Source organism: Streptomyces mayonensis (genome assembly GCF_018982965.1).
GTDB lineage: Bacteria > Actinomycetota > Actinomycetes > Streptomycetales > Streptomycetaceae > Streptomyces > Streptomyces mayonensis.
On sequence record NZ_JACBYP010000082.1, the window covers coordinates 1 to 25,385 of the forward strand.

The 25,385-nt window shown below is 72.9% G+C and carries 27 protein-coding genes; 11 read left to right on the plus strand and 16 right to left on the minus strand.

Annotated features, from left to right (window positions below):
* The 9 genes from HZS56_RS26115 to HZS56_RS26155 all read right to left on the minus strand — a co-directional run.
* A partial coding sequence (locus HZS56_RS26115) for a hypothetical protein (RefSeq protein WP_216723223.1) occupies positions 1 to 1,202 on the minus strand: 1,202 nt, incomplete at its 3' end.
* Positions 1,202 to 1,864, minus strand: a complete 663-nt coding sequence (locus HZS56_RS26120) for an RNA polymerase sigma factor (RefSeq protein ID WP_216723224.1) — start codon at positions 1,862 to 1,864, stop codon at positions 1,202 to 1,204. The genes HZS56_RS26120 and HZS56_RS26115, both read right to left, overlap by 1 nt.
* Positions 1,865 to 2,227: 363 nt before the next feature.
* On the minus strand, positions 2,228 to 3,247 hold the full coding sequence (locus HZS56_RS26125) for an NAD-dependent epimerase/dehydratase family protein (RefSeq protein WP_216723225.1): 1,020 nt from the start codon (positions 3,245 to 3,247) through the stop codon (positions 2,228 to 2,230).
* A 188-nt stretch (positions 3,248 to 3,435) separates the two neighbouring features.
* On the minus strand, positions 3,436 to 4,329 hold the full coding sequence (locus HZS56_RS26130; RefSeq protein ID WP_216723226.1) for a hypothetical protein: 894 nt from the start codon (positions 4,327 to 4,329) through the stop codon (positions 3,436 to 3,438).
* A complete protein-coding gene (locus HZS56_RS26135; protein ID WP_216723227.1) occupies positions 4,326 to 4,943 on the minus strand; it encodes an RNA polymerase sigma factor in 618 nt (205 codons plus the stop codon). The genes HZS56_RS26130 and HZS56_RS26135 overlap by 4 nt, the downstream gene beginning before the upstream one ends.
* A gap of 234 nt (positions 4,944 to 5,177) precedes the next feature.
* On the minus strand, positions 5,178 to 5,585 hold the full coding sequence (locus tag HZS56_RS26140) for a hypothetical protein (protein ID WP_216723228.1): 408 nt from the start codon (positions 5,583 to 5,585) through the stop codon (positions 5,178 to 5,180).
* A gap of 146 nt (positions 5,586 to 5,731) precedes the next feature.
* Positions 5,732 to 6,337 (minus strand): hypothetical protein, encoded by a 606-nt coding sequence (locus tag HZS56_RS26145; RefSeq protein WP_216723229.1) that lies wholly within the window; start codon positions 6,335 to 6,337, stop codon positions 5,732 to 5,734.
* A gap of 88 nt (positions 6,338 to 6,425) precedes the next feature.
* A complete protein-coding gene (locus tag HZS56_RS26150; RefSeq protein WP_216723230.1) occupies positions 6,426 to 6,956 on the minus strand; it encodes a hypothetical protein in 531 nt (176 codons plus the stop codon).
* Between the two features lie 202 nt (positions 6,957 to 7,158).
* Positions 7,159 to 8,778 (minus strand): beta-N-acetylhexosaminidase, encoded by a 1,620-nt coding sequence (locus HZS56_RS26155; RefSeq protein WP_374201211.1) that lies wholly within the window; start codon positions 8,776 to 8,778, stop codon positions 7,159 to 7,161.
* Between the two features lie 230 nt (positions 8,779 to 9,008).
* On the opposite strand from HZS56_RS26155, the gene HZS56_RS26160 reads away from it, so the two are divergent.
* The 8 genes from HZS56_RS26160 to HZS56_RS26195 all read left to right on the plus strand — a co-directional run bounded on the left by HZS56_RS26160 (position 9,009) and on the right by HZS56_RS26195 (position 15,249).
* Positions 9,009 to 9,503 carry a 2-oxo-4-hydroxy-4-carboxy-5-ureidoimidazoline decarboxylase gene (locus HZS56_RS26160; RefSeq protein WP_216723231.1) on the plus strand — a complete coding sequence of 165 codons (495 nt, stop codon included), beginning with the start codon at positions 9,009 to 9,011 and terminating at the stop codon, positions 9,501 to 9,503.
* A gap of 261 nt (positions 9,504 to 9,764) precedes the next feature.
* Positions 9,765 to 10,145 carry a succinate dehydrogenase, cytochrome b556 subunit gene (gene sdhC, locus HZS56_RS26165; protein ID WP_003974113.1) on the plus strand — a complete coding sequence of 127 codons (381 nt, stop codon included), beginning with the start codon at positions 9,765 to 9,767 and terminating at the stop codon, positions 10,143 to 10,145.
* A gap of 5 nt (positions 10,146 to 10,150) precedes the next feature.
* Positions 10,151 to 10,633: a succinate dehydrogenase hydrophobic membrane anchor subunit gene (locus tag HZS56_RS26170; protein WP_216723232.1), complete on the plus strand. Its 483-nt coding sequence runs from the start codon at positions 10,151 to 10,153 to the stop codon at positions 10,631 to 10,633.
* A 19-nt stretch (positions 10,634 to 10,652) separates the two neighbouring features.
* On the plus strand, positions 10,653 to 12,407 hold the full coding sequence (gene sdhA, locus HZS56_RS26175) for a succinate dehydrogenase flavoprotein subunit (protein ID WP_216723233.1): 1,755 nt from the start codon (positions 10,653 to 10,655) through the stop codon (positions 12,405 to 12,407).
* Positions 12,407 to 13,180 (plus strand): succinate dehydrogenase iron-sulfur subunit, encoded by a 774-nt coding sequence (locus HZS56_RS26180; protein ID WP_216723234.1) that lies wholly within the window; start codon positions 12,407 to 12,409, stop codon positions 13,178 to 13,180. Before sdhA ends, HZS56_RS26180 begins: the two co-directional genes overlap by 1 nt.
* Before the next feature lie 164 nt (positions 13,181 to 13,344).
* Positions 13,345 to 13,965 carry a Uma2 family endonuclease gene (locus tag HZS56_RS26185; protein ID WP_216723235.1) on the plus strand — a complete coding sequence of 207 codons (621 nt, stop codon included), beginning with the start codon at positions 13,345 to 13,347 and terminating at the stop codon, positions 13,963 to 13,965.
* A 41-nt stretch (positions 13,966 to 14,006) separates the two neighbouring features.
* Complete coding sequence (locus tag HZS56_RS26190; protein WP_216723236.1) at positions 14,007 to 14,414, plus strand: VOC family protein; 408 nt, start codon at positions 14,007 to 14,009, stop codon at positions 14,412 to 14,414.
* A 70-nt stretch (positions 14,415 to 14,484) separates the two neighbouring features.
* Positions 14,485 to 15,249 (plus strand): TetR/AcrR family transcriptional regulator, encoded by a 765-nt coding sequence (locus HZS56_RS26195; protein WP_216723237.1) that lies wholly within the window; start codon positions 14,485 to 14,487, stop codon positions 15,247 to 15,249.
* A 9-nt stretch (positions 15,250 to 15,258) separates the two neighbouring features.
* Here the strand turns inward: HZS56_RS26195 and HZS56_RS26200 are convergent, their stop codons facing one another.
* The 3 genes from HZS56_RS26200 to HZS56_RS26210 are packed head-to-tail and all read right to left on the minus strand — an operon-like array spanning position 15,259 to position 18,507.
* Positions 15,259 to 16,782: a M1 family aminopeptidase gene (locus tag HZS56_RS26200; RefSeq protein WP_216723238.1), complete on the minus strand. Its 1,524-nt coding sequence runs from the start codon at positions 16,780 to 16,782 to the stop codon at positions 15,259 to 15,261.
* Between the two features lie 54 nt (positions 16,783 to 16,836).
* On the minus strand, positions 16,837 to 18,231 hold the full coding sequence (locus HZS56_RS26205; RefSeq protein WP_216723239.1) for a metallophosphoesterase: 1,395 nt from the start codon (positions 18,229 to 18,231) through the stop codon (positions 16,837 to 16,839).
* 36 nt (positions 18,232 to 18,267) lie between these two features.
* The gene (locus tag HZS56_RS26210) at positions 18,268 to 18,507 is read right to left on the minus strand and encodes an SCO4848 family membrane protein (protein ID WP_216723240.1); all 240 of its coding nucleotides are present in this window, start codon (positions 18,505 to 18,507) and stop codon (positions 18,268 to 18,270) included.
* A gap of 172 nt (positions 18,508 to 18,679) precedes the next feature.
* On the opposite strand from HZS56_RS26210, the gene HZS56_RS26215 reads away from it, so the two are divergent.
* The gene (locus HZS56_RS26215) at positions 18,680 to 19,951 is read left to right on the plus strand and encodes a D-alanyl-D-alanine carboxypeptidase family protein (protein ID WP_308408157.1); all 1,272 of its coding nucleotides are present in this window, start codon (positions 18,680 to 18,682) and stop codon (positions 19,949 to 19,951) included.
* Here the strand turns inward: HZS56_RS26215 and HZS56_RS26220 are convergent.
* Genes HZS56_RS26220 through HZS56_RS26235 form a run of 4 tightly spaced genes read right to left on the minus strand, consistent with a single transcriptional unit; the run spans position 19,899 to position 22,891 of the window.
* A complete protein-coding gene (locus tag HZS56_RS26220) occupies positions 19,899 to 20,867 on the minus strand; it encodes a YihY/virulence factor BrkB family protein (protein WP_253914879.1) in 969 nt (322 codons plus the stop codon). The genes HZS56_RS26215 and HZS56_RS26220 overlap by 53 nt on opposite strands.
* Positions 20,855 to 21,379: a GtrA family protein gene (locus tag HZS56_RS26225; RefSeq protein WP_253914880.1), complete on the minus strand. Its 525-nt coding sequence runs from the start codon at positions 21,377 to 21,379 to the stop codon at positions 20,855 to 20,857. The genes HZS56_RS26220 and HZS56_RS26225 overlap by 13 nt, the downstream gene beginning before the upstream one ends.
* Positions 21,373 to 22,305, minus strand: a complete 933-nt coding sequence (locus HZS56_RS26230) for a decaprenyl-phosphate phosphoribosyltransferase (protein WP_253914886.1) — start codon at positions 22,303 to 22,305, stop codon at positions 21,373 to 21,375. Before HZS56_RS26230 ends, HZS56_RS26225 begins: the two co-directional genes overlap by 7 nt.
* A 40-nt stretch (positions 22,306 to 22,345) precedes the next feature.
* Positions 22,346 to 22,891: a phosphatase PAP2 family protein gene (locus tag HZS56_RS26235; protein WP_216723243.1), complete on the minus strand. Its 546-nt coding sequence runs from the start codon at positions 22,889 to 22,891 to the stop codon at positions 22,346 to 22,348.
* A gap of 133 nt (positions 22,892 to 23,024) precedes the next feature.
* Here HZS56_RS26235 and dprE1 point away from each other — a divergent pair, with 133 nt between their 5' ends.
* Positions 23,025 to 24,431 (plus strand): decaprenylphosphoryl-beta-D-ribose oxidase, encoded by a 1,407-nt coding sequence (dprE1, locus tag HZS56_RS26240; protein ID WP_216723244.1) that lies wholly within the window; start codon positions 23,025 to 23,027, stop codon positions 24,429 to 24,431.
* A 196-nt stretch (positions 24,432 to 24,627) separates the two neighbouring features.
* A complete protein-coding gene (dprE2, locus tag HZS56_RS26245; protein ID WP_216723257.1) occupies positions 24,628 to 25,383 on the plus strand; it encodes a decaprenylphospho-beta-D-erythro-pentofuranosid-2-ulose 2-reductase in 756 nt (251 codons plus the stop codon).
* Positions 25,384 to 25,385: the final 2 nt, after the last annotated feature.

Genomic DNA, 25,385 nt, shown 5'->3' on the forward strand with positions numbered 1-25,385 from the left:
CGACCGGGCTGGTGGGGGTGGCGTACGGGTGGGGCTATGTGGGAGTCGTCGTCACCGCGGGGACCGTCGCCGTCCCCGTCGTCGTCGCCCTCGTCGTCCCCCTTCTTCCCTCCCTTGCCCTGGCCGCCGTCGCCGCCCTGGCCGCCTTTGCCGCCCTTGCCGTTCTTCTCGTCCTTCCCGTCCTTCCCGTCCTTGCCGTCCTTGCCGTCCTTGCCGTCGTGTTCGCCCCGGCCGGTCTTGCCGTCGTCGCCCCGGCCGTCTCCGACGGCCGACCACAGTTCGCCGTCGCGGAGCGCCGCGCCCGAGCCGGCGATGCCCTTGCCGTCCCTGCCTCCCCGGCCGCCCTTGTCGCCGCTGCCGCCCTTGTCGTCCCGGGTGGCCGAGGCGTCGGCGGCGAGGAGGGCGACGCAGTACTTCCCGACCCGCCACGCGCCCCCGGCCGCCTGCCGCAGGGCGCGCGCATGGGCGCCGTCGAGTTCGCTGCCCGCGCCGACCCTGCGGCAGGACTCGACGAGGTCCGGGCGGTGTCCGCCGGTGCCGCCCGTCGCTCCGTCGTCCGTGTCACGCTCCCCGGTCGCGCCGTTGTCCGGCCCGGACTCGTCGCCGGGCGTGCCGGGTGCCGTGTCGGCGGGCGACGAGGGCCCGCCCTGGGCGTCCTCCCGGACCCCGTCCTGCGGCGAGGGCGACAGCAGCGGGCGGTCGGGGGACGCGGCGGCCGAGACGGTGGCGGCGGGTTCCGGTTCGGTACCGCCGAAAGGCGTCGGCAGCATTCCGGTACCGGTCGCCACGGCCACCGAGCCGACCATGCCGACGGTCAGCGCGGCGGCCAGCCCGAGGGGCAGCGGGCGGCGCCTGCGGGGGCGCCGGGAGCCGTCGCCGCGTGGGCCGAGGCGGACCGGTCCGGCGCCGCGGGGCCGTCCGGCGGTGCCGGGTGCGACGGCGGCGGGTGTCCGGGCCGAGGCGTCGGCCCGCTCCGCGTGCGCTGTGCGGAAGGCCGCCAACGCGGCCTCCTCGCCCGGCAGACCGGCACCGGACGGCGTGGGGGACGCGGGCGGTCCGGGCGGGGCGGCGAGCGCGCCCAGAGCCGCCGCGAGCCGTTCGGCCCGTTCCCGGGCCCCGGGGTGGACAGCCTCCAACGACTCTCCGCACAGCAGGAGCTCCGCCGTTTCGCGGTCCAGCCACTCGTTCTGCTCGTCGGCCATCACATGTCCTTCTGCGTCCGCGCACGCGTATGCGTCACACTCGCGGACGTCACCGCGTCGTCGCGCGGTTCTCGCTGCGGCGGCAGGGCGTCGAGCCCGCCGCCGGATTCCGGTTCGCAGCCGAGCAGTTCGGCCAGCCGCTTCAGACCGCGGTGCGCCGCCGTGCGGACGGCGCCGGGCCGCTTGCCCAGCGTCTCGGCGGCGCTCTTGGCGTCGAGGCCCACCACGACCCGCAGGACGACCGCCTCGGCCTGGTCCTGGGGCAGCCGCGCGATGAGGGAGAGAGTGCTGTCGGTGGCCAGTGCCTCCATGGCCTCCCCCGCGGTGTCGGACGCCGCGGGCTTCCCGGTCAGCTCCGTCTCGTCGCCGCCGATCACGGGCCGGCGACCGCGCATGCGGATGTGGTCCAGTGCGCGGTTGCGGGCGATGCGGGCGGCCCAGCCGCGGAACCGGTCGGCGTCCCCGTCGAACCGTTCGAGGTCGCGGGCGATCTGCAGCCACGCCTCCGACGCCACGTCCTCGGCGTCGTGTTCGCCGACGAGCGTCCGCACGTACCCCAGCAGCCGTGGGTGCACCGCGCGGTAGACGGTCCGGAAGGCGGACTCGTCACCGTCCTGTGCCGCACGCACCGCGGCGGTCAGCTCCGCGTCGTCCCCCAGCACCGAGAACCCTTTCTGCGCCTTGAACCGGCGCCGCTCTCGCGGACGTGGTCCTCGCCGTCGTGGTTTCTCAATTGATGGTTGCGGTGGTCTCCGTCGGCCCCGTCGCAGGAACGGGCCCCCGTTGGTCGGCGCGAATGGCACGTTACGTCTTGAAACCGCCGCTCGTCCATGTCCGGCTCCGATTGCCGTACAAGATGCAACTAACCCGTGACGCGCGGGGGTGTGACAGAAACCGCAGCCCTGACGCTGAACTGAGTACGGGCCGCCGCGCGGCCCGTACCGCGCGACGGCCGGGGCCTCTCCTGTGGGGGGTGGCGGCCCCGGCCGTCCCCGCGGCCCACCGGGTGCTGCGCGAGGCGGGGGTCAGCGGGTGCCGTGTGCGGCGCCGGTGCGCCGGGGCGTCATCTCCTGCAGACCGGCGTGGAAGGTGATGCGCGGCCGGTAGCCGAGGTCCGCGCGGGCGGCGCCGATGTCGTAGGTGCGGTCCCGGCTCATGGTGGCGACCAGCCAGTTGGTGACCGGGGGCGGAGTGGGCCTGCGGAGCAGACGTGCGCCGCCGTCCACGAGGGCCGCGACCGGGGCGGCGACGGCCCGGGGGACGCTCCGGGCGGCGCTGACGTCGACGCCACGCGCCCCCAGGAACCCGGTGTAGAAGTCGCGGACCGGCAGCGGGGCGCCGTCGGTGACGTAGTAGGGGGCGCCGTGGCGGCCCCGGGTGAGGGACAGCACGACCGCGTCGGCGAGGTTGCCGACGTGGACGAAGTCCATGATGTGGCGGCCGTCGTCGATCCACAGCCAACGCCCCGTGCCGGCGATGCGGACCGCATCGGCGAGGCTGGCCGGACCCGGGCCCCAGACGAGCGGCGGCCGCAGGATCACCAGCGTCATCCCTGCCGACGCGGCCCCGCGCAACGCGTTCTCGGTGGCCAGTTTGACCCGGTGGCAGGCGGTGGCGGCGGTGCCGTTGTCGGTGTCCTCGTCGACCAGGGGAGCACGCTGGGTGCCGATGGAGACTCCGGCGGCACTGATGAGCACGAACCGGGACACTCCCGCACGCGCCGCGGCCTCGTACAGGGCGACGGTCGGATCGTGGTCGTCGGTCCGGAAGCCGGCGTCGTCGCCCCAGCAGCCCGTGCGGGCAGCGGCGTGCACGACGGCGTCGGCCTCGTGCAGGTGGTCCGGCCAGGCCGCGGGGACCGCCGGGCCCTCCGGTCCGGCCGGCTCGGTCAGGTCGCCGCGCACCGGCTCCGCTCCGGCTTCGGCCACCTTGCGCACACCGGCGTCGGAACGGGCGAGGGCGGTCACGGTGTGGCCCCCGGACCGCAGCCGGTGGATCAGGTGCTGACCGACGAAACCGCTTCCGCCGGTGAGGAAGACACGCATGGCAGGCTCCTCGTCGCAATGCTGACGCACCGTGCGGGAGACGGGTGGCGGCGGGTGGACCGGCGCGGGTCTCCGGGCGGTACGCGTCCACTGTGCGCCGATACCGGCCCGGGCGGTAGGGGCTGATTTGTCCTAGGAATGGCGTTCCCTGGTTGGCGCACCGCCCCGGGTCGTGACGGAGGGGCCGGCTACGGAGTCCCGCCGGGCGGCTGATCGGCTGCGGTGCCGGATGTGCCGTTCCCCTGCCCGTCGCTCCCGTTCCCGGTCGTCGCGTTTCCGGTCGTCGCGTTTCCGGTCGCGTTTCCGTTTCCGGTCGAGTTTCCGCTCCCGCTCCCGTTTCCGTTCCCGGTCGCGGCGCCGTTTTCGGTTCCGTTGTCGGTTCCGGGGCCGTTCCCCTGCCCGTTGCCGTTCGACCGTCCCGGTGCGGGTCCGGCAGTGCGCTGTCGGGCGCAGTAGGCGGCGACGTGCTCCTCGCCGCCCGCCGCCTCGACGAGGCGCTGCCAGGCCGGTGCCTCCCGTGCCTTGCCACGGCCCTCCAGACGCTCGTACGCGCGGCAGTGGGCCTCCGTGTCCCGGGCGGGGTCCGGTCGGCCGGGCGGTGCGGAGGCACCGGGGCCCGAGGGCGTGACGGAGGGCGCCGGGGAGGTGACCGGCCGGGTGGGGGCGTCCGTCCCGGTGTCCTCCTTGGCCTCCTTGCCGGGGGCGGAGGAGCGTGTGCGGTCCGGGCCGGGGGCGGGAGCGGATCCGCCCTCGGCGATCGCCGCGTAGGCGACGCCGCCCAGCGTGGCACTCGCCAGCAGTACGGACAGCGCGGTACGCGGCGAACGTCCGGTGCGCCGCGTACCGCGGGGACGCCAGTCGTCCCGGCGCCGGGTGCGCGCGGCGCGGCGCGGCTCCGTGTCCCGTGCGGCCCGGTACGCGGCCACGGCCCGCCGTCGGCCCCCGGCGTCGACGGGGTCCGCCCGCAGCGCGGCGGCGAGCAGCGCCTCCGTGCCGGAGACATCGCCCTGACCGTGCCGTGCGCGCATGTGCGCCTCCGCTCCCGCCCGGTCCGCCGGGCCACCGGCGTCGGTGCCCGTCATGTCGACTCCCCCAGCGTTCCGGGCGGCTCGTCCGTCACAGCGTCGGTGCCCAGTTGCCGTGCCAGCCGCTTCAGCCCCCGGTGGGTCGCGGTGCGCACCGCGCCCGGCCGCTTGCCGAGGACCCGCGCGGCGGCGGGGCCGTCGAGACCGACGACGACCCGCAGCAGCACCGCCTCGGCCTGGTCCCGCGGCAGGCTCGCGACGAGGCTCAGCGCGGCCCGCGTGGAGAGCGTCTCCAGGGCCTGGTCGTGCGTGGAGAGCGGCCCGGGCAGGTCCAGGACGTCCTGCTGCAGCGCCGTGGGCCGGGGCCGTGCCCGCCGGCGGCGCAGGTGGTCCAGGGCCCGGTGTCGCGCGATCGTCGCCGTCCAGCCCCGGAAGCCGGCTCCGTCGCCCTGGAAGCGCCGCAGGTCGCGGGCTATCTCCAGCCACGCGTCCGCCGCGACGTCCTCGGCCTCGTCGCCGACCAGTCCGCGCAGATAGCCCAGCAGGCCGGGCTGCACCAGCCGGTAGGCGACCGCGAAGGCGGCCTCGTCACCGTCCTGGGCCCGCGCGACGGCCGCGCCCAGTTCGCCGTCGTACGCCTGCACGCGGCGGGGTTCCCCTCGCTGACCCAAGAACCGTCCTCGTCCGTACCGAGTCCTCCGCGCGCTCGTCCGAGCCCGCCCCCCACGGTCATCAGCGTCACGGCGGACGGAAGTGTCACAGGCGGTGCCGCCGGGGCGGCGGACCGGGACGGCGGACCAGGGCGGCGGACCGGGGCGGCGGACCGGGGCGGCGGGCCAGGGCTGGGGCCGGGGTCCGGAACTGGGGGCCGGGGCGCCGGCCGGTCGTCCCGTCCGGCCCCGTCGTCACCGGGCCCCGGTCGCGTCCCGGCACAGGAGCCGCAGCGACCCGTCGCCGGTGTAGCAGCGGCGGGCCTCGTCGATCGGGTCCCACAGCCGGCCGTCCGGGGTGCGGACCCAGTGGTCGCCGCCGGTCGTCCACCACTCGCCGCCCGTCTCGCGCACGATCACCTCACCGGCGTAGGCGCCCAGTCCGCGCAGCACGGTCTCCACCGCGGCGTACGGGGCCCCTTCGTCCCGGATGCCGCCGATCACGCGGTCGACGCGCCACAGGCTCTGTGCCGAGTGGTCCAGACGCAGCCGGGCGCCCTCGCGCATCGTGGCCACCGCGTCCGCCGCCCACCGCACCGGCTTCGCGGCCACCGCCGGCCTGGTCTGCTGCACAGTCGTCGATCCGCTGGTCACAGTCGTCATATGGGCTAGAGCGCCGCGGGGACGCGTTCCGTCACACACGAGGCGGCGTGGTCCCGCAACCCGCCCAGGACCACCCCACCTCCGCCACGACCGGCGCACCCCCGCCGCGCGTCCTGCGCACGACGGTCACAGACGCCGGGGACGGTTCAGCAGCGCCCGCGCGCCCTGCGGGACACGACCGCGCGCAGCACCCGCCTCCCCTCCGTCGAGGCCTCCCGTGCGGGGCGCAGCCCGGCGGGACCGTACCCGGCGAGCAGTTCCAGGACGGCGATCTGGCGGCGCAGTTCGGCGGCGACGAGCGGGGACCGTCCGTCCCCGCCGTCCGCCCGGGCCAGGTCGGCCTCCCGGAAGCCGCCGGTCTCCCGCGCCGCACCGGCTTCCGGCGCGGCGTCCGCCGCGGGGTCCAGGAGCCGGTGGATCCGGAGTGCGGCGACGGAACAGGCGTCGGCCCAGGTACGCGTCCCGGCGCCGGCGCAGTCGTCGGGTGCCGAGGCCAGCATGCGGCGGGCCAGCAGCACCGCCTCGTCCTCACCGGCGGCGCCGGGACCCGCCAGCTTGGCGCGCGCCTGTGCCAGCCCGTCGGCCCAGCCGCGCCCGAACACGCCGCCGGTGTCCTCGGCGAGGGTCGCCCACAGGGGTCTGAGGATCTCGTCGTCACCTTCGAGCAACGGCAGGCAGCGATCCAAACAAGCCAGTCCGCTCGCGGCGAGTCCGCGTCTGTCCGCCCGCGCGATCAGTTCCACCAGGCTCATCGGGTGCCTCCCTGTGTCCGGCCGTTTCGCCCCGCCGACCACCACGGAGCCCGCACTGACCCTTACTGCGTGCGACGGCCCGGGAGTGTCACAGCGGCACGACGCCCAGCCGGTCGAGGAACCGGAAGAAGAGGTTTTCGGCCACGGGGCCGGAGTCGGGGTCCGCCCCCGGGCCGGCCGGATCCGCCGCGAGCACCTCGGTCAGCTCCCCGGCGTCCGCGGTGCACCCCGCCTCCGCCGCCCAGGCGACGGCGCGTTCGGCGGCGTCGCGGGGCTCCAGGAAGTAGTCCTCCAGCGTGAGTCCGTCCCGCTCGGCGCCGAGGTACCCGGCCATCGCGGACCGCGCCAGGCAGGTCGTCCACGCCCCGCTCGCGGGCGCCGCCGCCTCCACCACCACGCAGTCGCTGTCCATGACGTATCCGAAGAGTGCGGGCGCGCCGGTCTGTCCGGCCAGGTCGTTCATGTTCCCGACGTCTCCGTCGCCGCCCGGGAACTCCCACACCTGCCAGCCGTCGGGCGCGGACCGGCGCAGGGACATGTCCGCGGCGCCGGCCAGCGCGTCCAGCTCCGCGAGTGGCCGCTGTGCGCGGCCCACGACGAGATAACCCCAATAGCCCATGTCCCGGATCCCCCCGGCGTGTCGGTTCGGCTCGCTGGAAAGACCACCACAGTCGTACGGAAGTTCGCAGCAGGATCCGACAATCGGCGCGCCGCCACCAGGACTTCTCCCACCCGCACGCCCCCGGGGCACCCCCCGGGCACTCCCTCGGGGACTCCCGTACGCCCTGTACGCCCCGGCGGCGCTCGCGCGGCGCGCGGCGTCAGTCGAGCCGGTTCGCCAGTGACTTGAAGTCCGCCCAGGACAGCTCGGGCTCGCCGGAGTCCCACAGCTTCTGGACGGTCGCGGCCAGCGGCAGCCGGATGCCCTCCGCGACCTGGGCCTGGGTCTGCGCGCTCGGGATGTCGCCCCAGACGGCGAAGCTGCCGCCGAGTATCTGGTCGTCGTACTTGGCGTCGACGGCCTGGGTGCCGCGCAGGACGCGCGGGGTCCACTGCTCGTAGATGCGCTCGCCGGTCGGGTAGACGAAGGTCTGCGGCTCGCCGAGGACGTAGTAGAGGAACTCGTCGTTGTAGTTGAGGACCTGCCGGCCCTCGCTCAGGTACTCCGCCGGCGGGCGGGCGCCGATCTCCTTGCCGGTCCAGTAGGCGACCTTGATGTCCTTGAGGGGTTCGACGGAGGTGTCCTTGAAGAAGCCGTCGTTCCAGGCGCGCGGGGTGCGGTCGTGGGCCATGACGGTCTTGGCCCGGCCGTTGAGCCAGCCGGTGGTGAGGTCGGCGACGGTGCCGTCGGAGCCGTAGGCCTTGCGGGCGGCGGCGGCCAGGGTCGGGTAGGACGCCTCGGGGTCGGACACCACGAGCGCCTGGTACTCGTCGGCGCCCAGGTGGAACTGGGAGCCGGGGAACAGGTCGGCGTACTCGTCCAGCAGGTCGTCGACGATCTCGGCGGCCTCCGGCTTGGAGATGTCGATCGCACCTCGGGTGGGCGTGCCCTGCGCGTTGCGCAACTGGAGATCGGGGTGGGCGGCGATCACGGCGCCGAGGTGGCCCGGCGAGTCGATCTCGGGGACGACGGTGATGTGGCGCGAGGTCGCGAGGTCGACGATCTCCTTCATCTCGGCCTTGGTCAGGTGCTCGTCCGAGACGATCTCGGGGTGCGAGTCGGACTCGATGCGGAAGGCCTGGTCGTCGGAGAAGTGCAGGCCCAGCTCGTTGTACTTGAGGTCGCCCAGCTCGCGTATCCGGTCCTTGATCCAGTCGGCGTCGTAGTGCTTGCGGGCGATGTCGAGGGAGAAACCGCGCTTCGGCTTGGCGGGCCCGTCCTCGACCACGCCCTCCGGCGCGGTGCCCCCGTCGTCCACGGTCTGCTTCAGGGTGCGGGTGCCGAACCAGACGCCGGCCTCGGCGGGCCCGGTGACGGTCACGCGGCCGTCGCGCACGGTCATGGTGTACGACTCGGGGTCCGCGCCCTTGTCGGCCTTGACGTCGAGCAGCAGGTCCCCGGCACGCTCGTCGTCCTGCTCGCCCGCGTACGTCATCCCCAGCTCACCGGCGACCAGCTTCCCCTCGTCGGCGAGGCCGGAGTCGGCGACGACGACCCGGTGCCCCTTCTCCGGCTGCCAGCCGGGCCCGCGGGCGGGGGTGTGCTCGCGCACCGCGGGTATGGTGCGCGGCTCCTTCGAGAGCGGGTAGGAGCGGCTGGGGCTGGGCGCGGCCGCCTCCCCGGAGGACCGCGCGGCCGACCCTTCCGTGCTGCCGCCGTCACCGTCCCCGTCGGTGGCCCACAGGCCGACGCCCACGCCGAGCGAGGCGACCACCGCACCGGCGATCACGGCCCGCTGCTTCACCTTGTTCGCCGGTATCCGGCGTCCGTGCTGGCTCACAGCGCCAACCTAGGGCCGCCGCCGCCGTCATGCGTCCACCACATGTTCTGAAACTCTCCCGTTCGGGTGAAATTCGGGCATCGGACGGACATGCGTTGCCGTCACTCGATAACGTGACGCCTCATCTTTCGCACAACTCCCTGCCGACACACACGCGACTCCCACGAGGACCCACGCCGCCTGTGCACCCCCTCCCAGACTCCCCCGGCCGAGTGGCCATACCGGTACCGGTGCAAACACGTGCCGCACCGGCGACACCCACCCCGCTGGAGCGCTTCAACACGGCCCGCCCCGAGGAGGCCGCCCGAGCCCTCCTCACCTGCCTGAACAGCCGGGCCTGGGCCCACCGCCTCGCCGCCCACCGCCCCTACCCGGACCTCCCGGCCCTCCTGGCGGCGGCGGACGAGGCGGCGTACGACCTGGCCCCGGACGACCTGGCCGAGGCCCTGGCCGCGGAGACGCTGCCCACCCTTCCCGAGGACACCTATGCGGCGGCCCACACGGCCCTGAGCGCGGCCCACGCCGCCTACGAGTCCCGCTTCGGACACGTGTTCGTCATCAGCCTGGACGGCCTCTCCCCGGACGAGACCCTGAACCACTTACTGGCGGCCGTCCGGTCACGTTTGAACAACGACCCGGACGAAGAACGCCTGGTAGCGGCAGAGGAACTCCGGAACCTGGCAGGCACACGGTTGAGCAACGCCCTGAGGGGCGCGGGGCTGTGACATGAGCGGCTCCGCCACGGGGCGCGAGCAACCACGGATCACCCACACCCGGCAAACCACACCAAACTCCACCCTCGTAGCCGCCCCCGCAGCACCCCCACTGCTCCTTTGAGTGCAAGTTTGATCACAACGGCAGGCCCCCCGTAAGCACCGCAGGTACACGTCGCTACCATGCTGGGGGCCGGTTGACCGTACCCGGCCGGGCCCGACCGACAAGGAAAGCCGGCGCGGCCCCAATCCCCGCTCCCGGAGGAAATTTCCGTGCCGGCTGGAACGCTGTACCGCGGCCGGGAAGGAATGTGGTCCTGGGTGGCTCACCGAGTCACCGGCGTCCTCATTTTCTTCTTCCTGTTCGTTCACGTGCTGGACACCGCTCTCGTGCGGGTGTCCCCCGAGGCCTACGACACCGTCGTGGCCACGTACAAGACGCCGATCGTCGCGCTGCTGGAGTACGGCCTCGTCGCCGCCATCCTCTTCCACGCGCTCAACGGCCTGCGCGTCATCGCCGTCGACTTCTGGGTCAAGGGCGCCCGCTACCAGAAGCAGATGCTCTGGACCGTCGTCGCCCTGTGGGTCGTGCTGATGCTCGGGGCGATCTACCCCGTCCTCGGCCACGCCGCTCGTGAACTGTTCGGGAGCTGACGCCCATGTCCACCACTGAATCCACCGCCTCCGGAGTCGGCCCCGTCGAGGGCGCCTCCCTCTACACGGTCGACAACCCCGCGCCGCTCATCGAGGCGCCCCGCGCCCGCACGAAGAAGACCCCGAAGTCCACCCGGGGCAACTTCGAGATGGTCGCCTGGCTCTTCATGCGCCTGTCCGGCGTGGTCCTCGTCGTCCTGGTCCTCGGGCACCTGCTGATCCAGCTGGTCCTCGACGGCGGCGTCTCGAAGATCGGCTTCGCCTTCGTGGCGGGCCGCTGGGCCTCGCCGTTCTGGCAGGTCTGGGACCTCCTGATGCTCTGGCTCGCGATGCTGCACGGCGCGAACGGCCTGCGCACGGTCATCAACGACTACGCGGAGCGCCCGAACACCCGCCTGTGGCTCAAGGGCCTGCTCTACACCGCCACGGTGTTCACCATCCTGCTGGGCACGCTGGTGATCTTCACCTTCGACCCGAACATCCGCTAGGCACGGGGCTGCGAAAATCATGAAGGTACACAAGTACGACACCGTCATCGTCGGCGCCGGTGGCGCCGGCATGCGCGCGGCCATCGAGTCGACCAAGCGCAGCCGCACCGCCGTGCTGACGAAGCTCTACCCCACCCGCTCCCACACGGGCGCCGCGCAGGGCGGCATGGCCGCCGCGCTGGCCAACGTGGAGGAGGACAACTGGGAGTGGCACACCTTCGACACCGTCAAGGGCGGTGACTACCTGGTCGACCAGGACGCCGCCGAGATCCTGGCGAAGGAGGCCATCGACTCGGTCCTCGACCTCGAGAAGATGGGCCTGCCGTTCAACCGGACGCCGAACGGGACGATCGACCAGCGCCGTTTCGGCGGGCACTCCCGCAACCACGGCGAGGCGCCGGTCCGCCGGTCCTGCTACGCGGCCGACCGCACCGGTCACATGATCCTCCAGACGCTGTACCAGAACTGCGTGAAGGAGGGCGTGGAGTTCTTCAACGAGTTCTACGTCCTCGACCAGCTGATCACCGAGGTCGACGGCGTCAAGAAGTCGTCCGGCGTGGTGGCGTACGAGCTGGCCACCGGCGAGGTGCACGTCTTCCAGGCCAAGTCCGTGATCTACGCGTCCGGCGGCACCGGGAAGTTCTTCAAGGTGACGTCCAACGCGCACACGCTCACCGGCGACGGCCAGGCGGCCGTGTACCGGCGCGGGCTGCCGCTGGAGGACATGGAGTTCTTCCAGTTCCACCCGACCGGCATCTGGCGCATGGGCATCCTGCTGACGGAGGGCGCCCGCGGTGAGGGCGGCATCCTCCGCAACAAGGACGGCGAGCGCTTCATGGAGAAGTACGCGCCGGTCATGAAGGACCTCGCCTCCCGCGACGTCGTCTCCCGGTCCATCTACACGGAGATCCGCGAGGGCCGCGGCTGCGGCCCCGAGGGCGACCACGTCTACCTGGACCTCACCCACCTCCCGCCGGAGCAGCTGGACGCCAAGCTGCCCGACATCACGGAGTTCGCGCGGACCTATCTCGGCATCGAGCCCTACACGGACCCGATCCCGATCCAGCCGACCGCGCACTACGCCATGGGCGGCATCCCGACCAACGTCGAGGGCGAGGTCCTCGCGGACAACACCACCGTCGTCCCGGGCCTGTACGCGGCCGGCGAGGTCGCCTGCGTCTCGGTGCACGGCGCCAACCGCCTGGGCACCAACTCGCTGCTCGACATCAACGTCTTCGGCCGCCGCGCGGGCATCGCCGCCGCGGAGTACGCGCAGAAGGCGGACTTCGTCGAGCTGCCCGAGGACCCGGAGTCCCTGGTCGTCGAGCAGATCGAGCGGCTGCGCTCCTCCACCGGCAACGAGCGGGTGGCCGAGCTGCGCCGCGAGCTGCAGGAGACCATGGACGCCAACGTCATGGTGTTCCGCACCGAGCAGACGATCAAGACGGCCGTCGAGAAGATCGCCGACCTGCGCGCCCGCTACCGGAACGTGTCGATCCAGGACAAGGGCCGGCGTTTCAACACCGACCTGCTGGAGGCCGTCGAGCTGGGCAACCTGCTCGACCTGGCCGAGGTGATGGCGGTGTCCGCCCTCGCCCGCAAGGAGTCGCGCGGCGGGCACTACCGCGAGGACTTCCCCAACCGCGACGACGTCAACTTCATGCGCCACACCATGGCGTACCGCGAGGTGGGCGACGACGGCGCCGAGTCCATCCGGCTCGACTACAAGCCGGTCGTCCAGACCCGCTACCAGCCGATGGAGCGTAAGTACTGATGGCTACCCCTGTCATGGAGAAGAACGACTCGGCCCCCGAGCCGGGCTTCGCCGACTCCCCCTACATCACGGTCACCTTCCGCGTCCGGCGCTTCAACCCGGAGGTCGCGGCCGAGGCGACCTGGGAAGACTTCCAGCTGGAGATCGACCCGAAGGAGCGCGTCCTCGACGCCCTGCACAAGATCAAGTGGGACCTGGACGGAAGCCTGACCTTCCGCCGTTCCTGCGCGCACGGCATCTGCGGCTCGGACGCCATGCGGATCAACGGCAAGAACCGCCTCGCGTGCAAGACGCTGATCAAGGACGTCAGCCCCGAGAAGCCGATCACGGTCGAGCCCATCAAGGGCCTGACGGTCCTCAAGGACCTGGTCGTCGACATGGAGCCGTTCTTCCAGGCGTACCGGGACGTGATGCCCTTCCTGATCACGAAGGACACCAACGAGCCGACGCGTGAGCGCCTCCAGACCGCCGAGGACCGCGAGCGCTTCGACGACACGACCAAGTGCATCCTGTGCGCCGCGTGCACGTCCTCGTGCCCGGTGTTCTGGAACGACGGCCAGTACTTCGGCCCGGCCGCGATCGTCAACGCCCACCGCTTCATCTTCGACTCGCGCGACGAGGCCGGCGAGCAGCGGCTGGAGATCCTCAACGACCGCGACGGCGTCTGGCGCTGCCGCACGACCTTCAACTGCACGGACGCCTGCCCGCGCGGCATCGAGGTCACCAAGGCCATCGCGGAGGTGAAGCGAGCGCTGATCACGCGCCGCTTCTGACGCCGTCGACGCACGCCGGTCCACGGCTGTGAGGGCCCCGTTTCCGCTGGAGACGGGGCCCTCAGGCATATGCCACACCATCGGGTGAACCCGTCGGCAACGGGCGTACGGGCACTCTCCACCCCCTGAGGATGGCCTCGACGCCAGTTCTCAGGAGGCACACGATGTCCGCAGCACCCGTCGAGCCGCCCCGCGGCGACCTTCCGCTGATCACGGAGGCGAACCGCATCATGGACCGTTCTCCGGGCTACCGCGTCGAAATCATCGAGGGCCAGCTCACCGCGACCCCGCCACCGGACGGCCCGCACGCCGTTGTCCTGACCGACCTCATCCTGCCCTTCGCGGCCGCGGGCCTTCACGGCCGGGAGTCGAAGGTGGTCCAGGGCATCGGTCTCTGGCTTCCCATGAACGCCGACGACTACGCGATCCCCGACCTGGCGGTCGTGGACGCCGACGTCGACGACCACCTCGTCGAGAACAACTGCTACGACCCGGTCTGCTTCCGCCTCGTCCTGGAGGTCACCTCCAGCAACTGGAGGAACGACCTCAAGGCCAAGGTCACCGCCTACGCCGCCGCCATGGTGCCCGTCTACGTGATCGTGGACCGCAAGCACCAGCGCCTGCACGTCCTCACCGACCCGGACTGCGCCGACTACTACACCCACCGCGTGCACTCCCCCGGCGAGACCGTCACCCTGCCCGACTCGCTCGGCGCGGAGGTCACCCTGGACGTCGCCGAGATCCTTGCCGCCGGACGGCCGAAGAGCGCGCCCGACGGGGACTGACAATCAGCCGTTCCGGGCGACGATCGTCCTAGCCTGACGCCATGTCAGATGACGAGTCGTACGAACTGCTCGGGTTCGACAACGTACTGCTGCCCGTCGGGGACCTCGCCGAGGCTGTCGGGTTCTACGAGCGGGCCGGGTTCCCGGTCGCCTACCGGCTCGACGAGGCCGGGATCGCGCTGCTGAAGGTGGGCGTCGAGACGCCGGGGCTGCTGCTGCGGGCGGAGGAGTTCGGGCGGCAGCCGCCCATGTGGCCGTCCTCCCGGGTGTGGCTGGAGGTGACCGACGCGCGCAGGGCGGCGCACACGCTGCGCGAGGCGGGGGTACCTCCGCTGGACGAGCCCTTCCCCGTGGCCACCGGCTGGACCGTCGAGTTCGCCGACCCGTGGGGCAACGTCATCGGCCTCACCGACTACTCCAAGCGCCCGGAACTGGGCCGCCGCCCCTGAGCCGCCCGCAGCCCGGGGCCCCTCGCCCGCCAAGGTCACCGGCCGCGGCCGGTGGATAGGCTCTGGACCCGTGCCTGCGACCCACGACGGCCCCGACGACGGAGCCCGCCCCAGCAAGTCCGAGCAGACCCGCGCGCTGATCCTCCAGACGGCCATGCGGCTGTTCCAGGAACGCGGCTACGACCGGACCACCATGCGGGCCATCGCCCAGGAGGCCGGGGTCTCCGTCGGCAACGCGTACTACTACTTCGCCGGCAAGGAACACCTGATCCAGGGCTTCTACGACCGGATCGCCGCCGAGCACCGGGCGGCGGTCCGTGAGGTCCTCGCCGAGGAGACGGACCTGGAGGCGCGGCTGGCGGGCGTGCTGAAGGTGTGGCTGGACATCGCCACCCCCTACCACGAGTTCGCGGTGCAGTTCTTCAAGAACGCCGCCGACCCGGACAGCCCGCTCAGCCCCTTCTCGCCGGAGTCGGAGCACGCGCGCGTGGAGGCCGTCGGTCTCCACCGCGCGGTGCTCGCCGGGGCGAAGACCAAGGTCCCCGAGGAGCTGCGGGACATCCTGCCCGAGCTGATGTGGCTCTCCCACATGGGCCTCGTCCTGTACTGGATCTTCGACCGCACCGAGGGACGCGAGCGCAGCCACCGCCTCGCCGAACGCGGCGCCCGGCTCACCGCGCGGGCCGTCGTCCTGGCCCGCTTCCGGGTGCTGCGCCCGCTGGTGCGCGAGGTGCACGAGCTGTTCACGGACTTCCTGCCCGGGATGACCGGTGTGCTGCCGGACCCGGCGAGGAAGGCGGCGCCCACGGGGGCGCCGCCGCGGACGGGGGACTGAGGCAGTGCTTCAGTCGCCGGGCCGGAGGTAGGCGTCACCGGGGATGCTGTCGCCGTGCGCCCAGGCGTCGAAGAAGCCCCGGAGGTCCTGCCCGGACACCTTCTGGACCAGCTTCTCCATGTCGGCCCATTCGGGAGCCTTGCCGCCGTACTCCGCCGGCCACTGCTTCAGCACCTCGGCGAACGCGGCCTCGCCGATCTGCTTCCGCAGCGCATGGAGCATGAGCGGCCCCTTGTCGTAGACGCCCTGGCCCTCGGAGAGCCGCTGCTGCCAGAGCTCGTCGTCCGAGGGGTGCTTCTCGATCTCCTGCCGGTACCTCGCGTCCAGGTCCTGCCCCTCACTGAACTCCGGCCACATCCACTGCGCGTACGAGGCGAAGCACTCGCTCAGGCACAGGTTCCGCTGTTCCTTCTCCTTCACCAGGCTTCCGTACCACTGGTGCGTCAGCTCGTGGGCCACGACGGTGGCGTCGAAGTACTCCTCGTTCTCCGCGTTCGGGAAGATCACACCGCCCTGGACCGCCAGGTTGGGGGCCTCCTCGGAGACGGAGTCGAGGAAGTAGGAGACCAGCGTGTCGTACGGGTACGCGCCGTACTTCGAGGTGAGGAAGTCCATGATCTTCCGCTGCTGGCCGGCGTACTTCTTGAACTCGTCCTTGCGGCCCGCGCCGTAGACCGTGGTGAGCGGTGTCCCGTCGCTGAGCTCGGTGCGTTCCACGTCCCACTTGCCGACGCCGAACAGGGCGTCCTTCGCGGCCAGGGGCCTGGTGGAGCGCCAGTCGAAGGTGGACCGGCCCCCGTGGTGCTCCACCGGCCTGTCCCGGCCCCCGGAGACGGCGGTCCAGCCGTCCGGCACGGTCGCCGACAGCCTGAAGTCAGCGGTGTCGTCCGGGTCGCCGTTGCCGGGGAACCAGGTGCCCACGGGGGCCATGACGGTGACGACGCCGCCGTCCTCGCCCTTGACCCAGCTCGGGTTGTCCTGGCCCGGCTCGCCGTCGTAGCGGACGCGCACCGTGAAGGTGCGGCCCTTCTCGATCTTCTCCTCGGGGACGACGCCGAGGCTTCCGTCGTCGGACGCCTCGAAACTCTGCGCGGGCTTCCCGTCGATGTCGACCGAGCGGGCGGTCAGTGCCAGGTCCAGGTCGAATCGCTCGAGGTCCGCGGTGGCGCGCACCGCGATCTCGGTGTCGCCCTCCAGCCGGGACGACTGCGGGTCATAGCTCACCTTCACGTCGTAGTCGGTCACGTCGTACGCCCGGACGCCGCCGTCGTCGTCGGCGGGCGCGGACGCGGATGTGGACGTGGATGTGGACGTGGATCCGGTCACGGGGAGGCCGAGGGCCGTTCCCATCCCGTACGCCGCTCCGGCCAGCGCGAGTCCGGCGCCGAGGACGGTTCGTCCGCGGCCGCCCCACAGGGCGTTGCGGGCGTGCCGCGCGTGTCCCGTGCCCTTGTCGCCTCTCGTGCGGGGGCCGGTCTCCGTCCGGCTGCGGGGCGGGCCCGGGGGCAGATGTCCGTCAGGTTGGATAGCCATGGCCGCCAACCTGGCAGAGCAGTGTGAGCGTGCTGTGACGGTGCCTTGCCGAAGCTAAGCCTTCCGTGACGCCAGCTCGATCACCGTGATGTCGGAGGGCGCCCCCACGCGCGTGGGAGGCCCCCAGGCGCCCGCGCCGCGGCTGACGTACAGCTGGGTGTCGCCGTAGCGGTCCAGGCCCGCCAGCGTCGGGTTGGCGGCGCCCGCGATCAGGTTGCCGGGCCAGAGCTGGCCGCCGTGGGTGTGACCGGAGAGCTGGAGGTCGACGCCGTGGTCGACGGCGTCGTGGATCTGCACCGGCTGGTGGGCGAGCAGCACGCACGCGCGGGAGCGGTCCCGGTCGCCGAGGGCCTTCGCGTAGTCGGGTCCCTGGCCCTCGTCCTCGCCCGCCACGTCGTTGACGCCGGCGAGGTCGAAGTGGGGCAGCTCGGTGCGGGCGTTCTCCAGCGGCAGCAGACCGAGCCGCCGTACCTCGGCGACCCACTGCTCGGCGCCGGAGAAGTACTCGTGGTTGCCGGTGACGAAGTACGCGCCGTGCCGGGCCTTCAGCTGGGCCAGCGGGGCCGCCGCCGGGCCGAGGTCCTTCACGCTGCCGTCGACCAGGTCCCCGACGACGGCGATCAGGTCGGGCTGCGTGGCATTGATGGTGTCGACGACCTGCTGGGCGAAGCCCCGGCCGAGCACCGGGCCGAGGTGGATGTCGCTGACCACGGCGATGCGGAAACCGTGCGCCGCGCGCGGGAGCTTGGCCAGCGGCACGGTGACCCGCTTCACCTTCGGCCCGCTCAGCACGCCGTACGTGCCGTAGCCGACCGTCCCGACGGCCGCGGCGGCGGCGGCACCGGCGACCACGCGGGAGACGAACAGGCGGCGGGAGGGGAGGGCGAGGGAGGTCGGGGGCGCGTCGTTCCCGGGGGACGGCGTGTCCCCGGAGGACGCGGTTTCCCCGGAGGACGGCGTGTCGCGCGTGTCGCGCGTCTTCGGTGTGTCGGGCGCGTCGGGTGTGCTGGGCGCGTCGGGCGCGTCGGGCGTGTGCGACGTCTTCGGCGGGGCCGTGCCGGCCGGTATCCGCTCGGGGTCCGCGGCCGGGGACACCGACGGCTGCGGCTCCGCCTGCCGGGCGGCCGCCCTGTGCTCCAGGTACCGCCGCAGCAGCGGCCGGACGACTTCGCCCGCCAGCACCGCCAGCAGCAGGTAGATCGACAGCGCCAGCCACAGGAAGCCCGGCCAGGCCATGACCCGCTGGAGCCAGAAGGGCGCACCCGCGCGCTCGGCGACCAGCGCCCCGACCGCCAGCACCCAGCCGCCCGCGATCAGGGCCGCGCCGATCCGTCGCGCGGGGCCGGGCCCGCGGGTCGTGTCGCGGAACAGGCGCCGCCACACGTACCAGTTGGACGTCACGAGGACGCCCACCACCAGTAGCGCGACCAGCACGAAGACGACCACCATGCCGTCGTATCCCCTCGGTTGTGACGTCCTCGACGCCTATGACGTTCTGCGCAGTGCGCGCACGGAGCGCAACCCGATGAACCCGACGACCGTCCCCAATACGAAGGAGACGATCGCGAGCAGCAGGTGCACCCAGAAGTAGGCCGTGGGGTCGCCGTCCTCGAACGCGAGCCCGCTGCCGTCGTTGACCAGGTTTTTGACGAAAGTGATCCAGATGACCCAGCTCCACGCCCCGAAGGCGAGCAGGAACCAGGAGACGGGGCGGCTGAGTTTCACAAAAACGGACCTTTCCTCACAACTCCGCACACCGGCGACCGGCCGGGGGCCCGGGGGCGGCCCCCCGGGTGAGCACGGCACGGACTCAGTATCTCCGCCCCGTCACGGGTTCCGCGCACGGGGTGGGGAGGTGGGTGGGAGGGCGCCGCTCACGAAGGGTACGTTTCCGCTCGTGCCCGCACCCAAGAAGGCCCTCAGGCGCTCCCTGACGGTCACCTCCGCCGCCCTGACCGCTCTCGCGACGCTCTCCCCCGCCGCGCTCGCCGCGCCGAGCCCGTCGTCGAGTCCGTCGGCCACACCGCCCGCGTCGATGTCGGCCGTGGGCGGCGCCCGGCTCGGGAAGGCCGGGACGCAGGTCGATCTCGCGGGCGGGGCGCCGGTGCTGCCGAAGGACCTGACGGCCCGTTCGTGGATCGTGGCGGACGCCGAGTCGGGCGACGTGCTCGCCGCGCACAACGCACACTGGCGGCTGGCACCGGCGAGCACCCTGAAGATGCTGTTCGCGGACACCCTGCTGCCGAAGTGGCCGAAGACCGAGAAGCACAAGGTCGAGGTCTCCGACCTGGCGGGCATGGGCGCCGGCTCCAGCCTGGTCGGGGTCAAGGAGGAGGAGACCTACACCGTCCACGACCTGTGGCTCGGTGTGTTCCTGCGCTCCGGCAACGACGCGGTGCACGTGCTGTCCGCGATGAACGACGGCGTCGACAGGACCGTGCAGGACATGAACGAGCACGCCGAGGAGCTGCAGGCCCTCGACACGAAGGTCGTCAGCCCCGACGGCTACGACATGCCGGGGCAGGTCTCCTCCGCGTACGACCTGACACTGTTCGCCCGCTCGGGGCTGCAGAAGAAGGACTTCCGCGAGTACGCCTCCACGGTCAGCGCCAAGTTCCCGGGCGAGACGAAGAAGGACAAGAAGGGCAAGATCTCCCGCGGTTCCTTCGAGATCCAGAACACCAACCGGCTGCTGTCCGGCGACTCCGACGTCGAGGTCTACCCGGGCATCGCGGGCGTGAAGAACGGCAACACCACCAACGCGGGCTCCACCTTCACGGGCGTCGCCGAGCAGGGCGGCAAGGTGCTGCTCGTCACGGTGATGCACCCGGAGAAGGACGAGCACAACGAGGTCTACAAGGAGACCGCCCGCCTCTTCGACTGGGGCTTCAAGGCGGCCGGCAAGGTCCAGCCGGTGGGTGAGCTGGTGGGGCCGAAGAGCGCCGCCGGCGCGAGCCCCTCGGCACAGGCCTCCGGCGAGGCCGGTGGCGCCGGGAAGGGCGCCGCGGGCGAGCCGGTGGCGGGCGCCCGGGCCGCGGGGGGCTCCGGCGGGGCCGGCGTCGCGGCCGGCATCGCCGGCGGGGTGCTGGTACTGCTGGCCGGCGGCGCGTTCCTGGTCAACCGGAAGTGGCCGCTGCCGGACCTGGTCCGCCGCCGGACCCGTCCGTGACGCCCCGCTCGGTGCCCTCCCCGCCGTCCCCGTCACCCCCGTCGCCGTCATCCCCGTCAGCCCCGTCCTTCTTGCTGCCCGTCGCCGTCCAGGCGGCGGTGAACAGCACCAGCTTCGAGGTGAAGTTGATCCACAGCAGCAGGGCGACGGGGACGCCGAAGGTGCCGTACATGCTCTTCGCGGCGACGCCCTGGATGTAGCCGCTGAGCAGCAGCTTCAGCAGCTCGAAGCCGACCGCCCCGATCAGCGCCGCCACCACCAGGCGGCGGCGCTCGGGCTGGACGCCGGGGAGCAGGGTCAGCACGTACAGCAGGAGCAGGAAGTCGGCGAGGACGGCGACCGCGAAGGCGGCGACGTAGAGCAGGACGCCGCCGACGCCGCCCTGGGCGAGGCCGACGGTGCGGATGATCCAGCCGACCAGCGCCGAGGCGACGGTGGAGATGGCGACGGTGATCAGCACCGCGCCGCCGAGACCGACGAGGACGCCCGCGTCCTTGGCCCGGTGCAGGACCGGGTTCTCGTCCTCGTCGGGCAGCTCCCAGACGGCGCGCAGACAGCCCCGGGTGGCCTCCACCCAGCCCATGCCGGTGAAGAGCAGCGCGAGGGCGGCGATCACGCCGACGGTACCGGCGTTGTCGACGAGGCCCTGGATGTCCAGCTGGTCGGAGATGCCGGGGATCTGGTCGGCGAGCTGGTCCTGGAGCTGGTCCTGCTGCTTCGGGCTGAGCGTGGCGGCGGCGACGGCGGCGGCCAGGCTGAGCAGCGGGAAGAGGGCGACGAAGCTGGTGAAGGTCATGGCGGCGGCCAGCCGAGACCACTTGACCCGGTCGAGGCGTTCGTACGAGCGCCACGCGTGGGTGGTCATCAGGCGCGCGATCCAGGGCCCCACGACGGGGAGCTTCTTCAGCCAGTCCATGATCCGACCCTGCCCCCGCTCGTCCTGTTCCATGATCTCGCCGCGCCGCCGGATCCACCGACGGCGCGGCGCCCAGCGCTGTTCGCGGCTCCGGCTCCGGCTCCGGCTCCGAAGACCAGTGTTCTCGTGCCCCAGAAACGCAGGACCGTGCCGAGGGCCATGCCGACTCCGGCTCCTGAGACCGTGTCGGCGCGCTGCGAGGTGAGGCCGAGGCCGTAGTGGCTGACGGCCAGGCAGAGGAGCTGTACGGCGGCCCCGGCGGCGTTCACCGCGAAGAACACGGCGTACGGGCGCACTCCCCGGGGCCGGGCGTGCCGGTAGGTGCCCAGTGCGTTGCCCGCGTAGGCGACCGAGCACCCGGCGACGAAGGACAGCGCCTTGGCGGTGAGCGGGTCGAGCCCGGCCGGGCCGCGCAGCCAGGTGAAGAGGCCGAGGTCGACGGCGTAGGCGAGGAGCCCGGCGGCGGCGAAGCCGAGCAGTTCGCGTCGGCCGCCGGCCGGCACGGCTACCAATTGGCCACCGCCAGCCCGTACATCGCCAGCCAGACCACGCCGATCAGCGCGAGGGCCCGGTCGCGCAGGACGACGTCCTCGGGCTCCCCGGCGGTACCGCGGTCGGCGAAGACGGCGTAGCGCAGGACGGCGAGGACGAAGGCCACCATGGAGAGCTGGCGCCAGGGCAGCACGCTGGCGTGCGGGACGCCGCCCTCCTCGAGGGCCCACAGGCAGTAGCCGAGGACGGCGGCCGAGGCGGCGAGCTGCCAGACGAAGCGGAGGTAGCCGGTGGTGTACTCGGTGAGCAGCGCACGCGTGGCGCCCGCCTTCCCGGCCAGCTGCACGGCTTCGGAGTACCGCTTGGCCGCGACCATGAACAGCGCGCCGAAGCCGGTCGTGATGAGGAACCAGCGCGACAGCGGAATGCCGAGGGCCAGCCCGCCCGCGATCGCGCGCATCAGGAAGCCGGTGGCGACGACGGCGAGGTCGACGACCAGGACGTGCTTGAGGCTGACGCAGTACGCCAGCTGCATCAGGAGGTAGGCGGCCAGGAGCACCGCGACGGGCGGCGGGCACAGCCGGGCCGCGGCGGCGGGCGCGAGGACGGCCAGGACGCCTCCGGCGGCGTAGGCGAGGGGCACCGGGACCTGTCCGGCGGCAACCGGGCGGTGGCGTTTGACGGGGTGGGCGCGGTCGGCGTCGGCGTCGCGGGCGTCGTTGACGAGGTAGACGGCGGCGGCGCAGGCGGTGAACAGGACGAAGACCAGGGCGAGGCGGCCGAGGGCGTGGAGGGAGAACAGCTCGCCCGCGGCGGCCGGGGCGGCGACGACGAGGACGTTCTTGACCCACTGGCGGGGGCGTGCGGTGCGCAGCAGGCCGGTCAGGACGCCGCCCGCGCGGGGCGGCGCGGGCTCCTGCCGGCGGTCCGCGACGTGGTCCGGCAGCACCGCGGGGTCGGTGACGGCGGTGTCGGTCACGGCGGTGTCAGACACGGGTGCCTCCGCGCATCCAGTCGGCGCCGAGCCGGGCCGTGAGCGCGCCCAGGGCGGCGCCCGCCGCGACGTCCGAGGGGTAGTGGACGCCGGTGACCAGCCGGGAGGCGCACACCGCGGCGGCGAGCGGCCAGGCGGCACGCACCCCGAACGCGCCGAAGACGACGGCGGCCGCCGCGGCGGAGGTGGCGTGGGCGCTGGGGAAGGAGTACCGGCCGGCGGTCCGCACCAGCGGCTCGACGTGCGGGGGCCGCGGACGGCGCACGACCCGCTTGACGCCCATGCCGACGACGTGGGCGCCCGCGGTGAGCGCGGTGCCGCGCAGCCAGGCCGAGCGCCGGGGCGCGTCCACGGCCGCCGAGGCGAGCCCCGCCGCGAGCCACAGCGCCCCGTGCTCCCCGGCCCAGGACAGGGCGCGCGCGGCGGCGGCGACGCGCGGGTCGGTGCCGCAGGCCCTCAGCACCGTGACGATCCGGTGGTCCATGTCGTCGAGGCCGTCGAGGTCGTCGAGATCCTGGAGGTCGTGGAGGTCGTCCATGGGGGCTCACTGTCCCCGCCCGCGGTCCGGGAGGGCGGGCACCATCGAGCGACATACCATTAATCACCCGTTTCGGGTATGTGCGTGATGTTTTGGAACTAATCATTCACATAGGGGCGATACGGTCATCGCCATGTCTGCCGACACCGTTCCCGACGCCGACCGGGGCACCGGCGCCCACCGCCCCGACGCCGACTGGGGCACCGTCACCGGCTGGGGCCGCACGGCGCCCACCGGCGGGCTCCTGGTCCGCCCGCGGACGTACGAGGAGGCGGCCGTCGCCGTCCGGGAGTGCGGGGCGCGCGGCGGCATCGCGAGGGGGCTGGGGCGGGCGTACGGGGATGCGGCGCAGAACGCGGGCGGCGCCGTCCTCGACATGACGGCCCTGGACCGCGTGCACGCGATCGACGCCGACGGCGGCACCGTGCTGTGCGACGCGGGTGTGTCCCTGCACCGGCTGATGGAGGTGCTGCTGCCGCTCGGCTGGTTCGTGCCGGTGACGCCCGGCACCCGCTACGTGACGGTCGGCGGGGCGGTCGGCGCCGACATCCACGGCAAGAACCACCACGTGTCGGGGTCGTTCACGCGGCACGTGCTCTCCCTGGAGCTGCTCACCGCCGACGGCACGGTACGCACCGTCACCCCGGGCACGCCCCTGTTCGACGCGACCGCGGGCGGCATGGGGCTGACCGGTGTGATCCTCACCGCGACGCTGCGGCTCCAGCCGGTCGAGACGTCGCTGATGTCGGTCGACACCGAGCGCGCCACCGACCTGGACGACCTGATGGCCCGTCTGACGGCCACCGACCACCGCTACCGCTACTCGGTCGCCTGGATCGACCTCCTGGCGCGCGGCGGGGCGACCGGCCGCGCGGTGCTCACCCGCGGCGACCACGCCCCGCTGGACGCGCTGCCCGCCCGGTCCCGCGCCCGGCGTGCGCCGCTCGCCTTCCGCGCCTCCCGCCTGCCGGCCGCCCCCGACCTCGTACCGGACGGGCTGCTCGGCCGGACGACGGTGGGCCTGTTCAACGAGGTCTGGTACCGCAAGGCGCCCCGGTTCAGCCGGGGGCGGCTCCAGCGCATCTCCGCCTTCTTCCACCCCCTGGACGGTGTCCCGCACTGGAACCGCGTCTACGGCCGCGGGGGCTTCGTGCAGTACCAGTTCGTCGTGGGGCTCGGCCGGGAGGAAGCGCTGCGCGGCATCGTGCGGCGTGTCTCCGCGCGCCGCTGTCCGTCGTTCCTGGCGGTCCTCAAACGGTTCGGCGAGGCCGACCCGGGCTGGCTCTCCTTCCCCGTGCCGGGCTGGACGCTGGCCCTGGACGTCCCGGCTGGTCTGCCGGGCCTCGGTGCCTTCCTGGACGAGCTGGACGAGGAGGTCGCCCGCGCGGGCGGCCGGGTCTACCTCGCCAAGGACTCCCGGCTGCGCCCCGACCTGCTGGCCGCGATGTACCCGCGCCTCGCCGACTTCCGCGCGCTGCGCGCGGAACTGGACCCGCGCGGGGTGTTCGTCTCCGACCTGGCCCGCCGCCTCGCCCTGTGAGGCCCCGGGACGCCTTCGCACACCTCCGGGCACCCGGAACACGCCCGAACATCCCGGAACGCTCAGAACGCCCCCGGGGACACACCCGGGACACACCCGAACATCCCGGAACACCCCGACCACTCCCGAGACACCCCCGGAACACCCCGAACACTCCCGAGACACCCCGCACACCCCCGACATGTCTGGAGCTGCCGTGAAGGACGCCTTCGGCCTCCCCCAGTCCCTCCTCGTCCTCGGCGGCACCTCCGAGATCGCGCTCGCCACCGTGCGCCGTCTGGTGGCCCGCCGCACCCGCACCGTCTGGCTGGCCGGGCGTCCCTCCCCCGCCCTGGACGGCGCGGCCGAGCAGCTGCGGGGGCTGGGCGCCGAGGTGCGCACCGTCGCCTTCGACGCGCTGGATCCCGAGGCCCACGAGGAGGCGCTCGGCAAGGTGTTCGCCGAGGGCGACATCGACCTGGTGCTGCTGGCCTTCGGCATCCTGGGCGACCAGGCGCACGACGAGCGCGAGCCGCTGAACGCGGTGCGGGTCGCGCAGACCAACTACACCGGCGCGGTCTCGGCCGGTCTGGTCGCCGCCCGCGCGCTGCAGGCCCAGGGCCACGGTTCGCTGGTGGTGCTCTCCTCCGTGGCCGGTGAGCGGGCCCGCCGCGCCAACTTCATCTACGGCTCCAGCAAGGCCGGCCTGGACGCCTTCGCGCAGGGCCTGGGCGACGCGCTGCACGGCACGGGCGTGCACGTCATGGTCGTACGCCCCGGGTTCGTGCGGTCGCGGATGACCGAGGGGATGGAGGAGGCACCGCTCACCACGACGCCGGGGGCGGTCGCCGCGGCCATCGAGCTGGGGCTGCGGCGGCGCTCGGAGACGGTGTGGGTGCCGGGCACGCTGCGGGTGGTGATGTCGGCCCTGCGGCACCTGCCGCGGACGGTGTTCCGGCGGCTGCCGGTGTGATC

Bases quoted from the DNA above. Each gene is read 5' to 3' on its own strand.
- HZS56_RS26205 (WP_216723239.1), bottom strand. From the start codon at position 18,231: ATGGTGGTCGTCTTCGTGCTGGTCGCGCTACTGGTGGTGGGCGTCCTC.
- HZS56_RS26145 (WP_216723229.1), bottom strand. From the start codon at position 6,337: ATGAGCCTGGTGGAACTGATCGCGCGGGCGGACAGACGCGGACTCGCC.
- HZS56_RS26180 (WP_216723234.1), top strand. From the start codon at position 12,407: ATGGCTACCCCTGTCATGGAGAAGAACGACTCGGCCCCCGAGCCGGGC.
- HZS56_RS26125 (WP_216723225.1), bottom strand. From the start codon at position 3,247: ATGCGTGTCTTCCTCACCGGCGGAAGCGGTTTCGTCGGTCAGCACCTG.
- HZS56_RS26140 (WP_216723228.1), bottom strand. From the start codon at position 5,585: ATGACGACTGTGACCAGCGGATCGACGACTGTGCAGCAGACCAGGCCG.
- HZS56_RS26130 (WP_216723226.1), bottom strand. From the start codon at position 4,329: ATGACGGGCACCGACGCCGGTGGCCCGGCGGACCGGGCGGGAGCGGAG.
- sdhA (WP_216723233.1), top strand. From the start codon at position 10,653: ATGAAGGTACACAAGTACGACACCGTCATCGTCGGCGCCGGTGGCGCC.
- HZS56_RS26150 (WP_216723230.1), bottom strand. From the start codon at position 6,956: ATGGGCTATTGGGGTTATCTCGTCGTGGGCCGCGCACAGCGGCCACTC.
- HZS56_RS26200 (WP_216723238.1), bottom strand. From the start codon at position 16,782: ATGGCTATCCAACCTGACGGACATCTGCCCCCGGGCCCGCCCCGCAGC.
- HZS56_RS26170 (WP_216723232.1), top strand. From the start codon at position 10,151: ATGTCCACCACTGAATCCACCGCCTCCGGAGTCGGCCCCGTCGAGGGC.
- dprE1 (WP_216723244.1), top strand. From the start codon at position 23,025: ATGTCTGCCGACACCGTTCCCGACGCCGACCGGGGCACCGGCGCCCAC.
- HZS56_RS26185 (WP_216723235.1), top strand. From the start codon at position 13,345: ATGTCCGCAGCACCCGTCGAGCCGCCCCGCGGCGACCTTCCGCTGATC.
- HZS56_RS26190 (WP_216723236.1), top strand. From the start codon at position 14,007: ATGTCAGATGACGAGTCGTACGAACTGCTCGGGTTCGACAACGTACTG.
- HZS56_RS26220 (WP_253914879.1), bottom strand. From the start codon at position 20,867: ATGGACTGGCTGAAGAAGCTCCCCGTCGTGGGGCCCTGGATCGCGCGC.
- HZS56_RS26235 (WP_216723243.1), bottom strand. From the start codon at position 22,891: ATGGACGACCTCCACGACCTCCAGGATCTCGACGACCTCGACGGCCTC.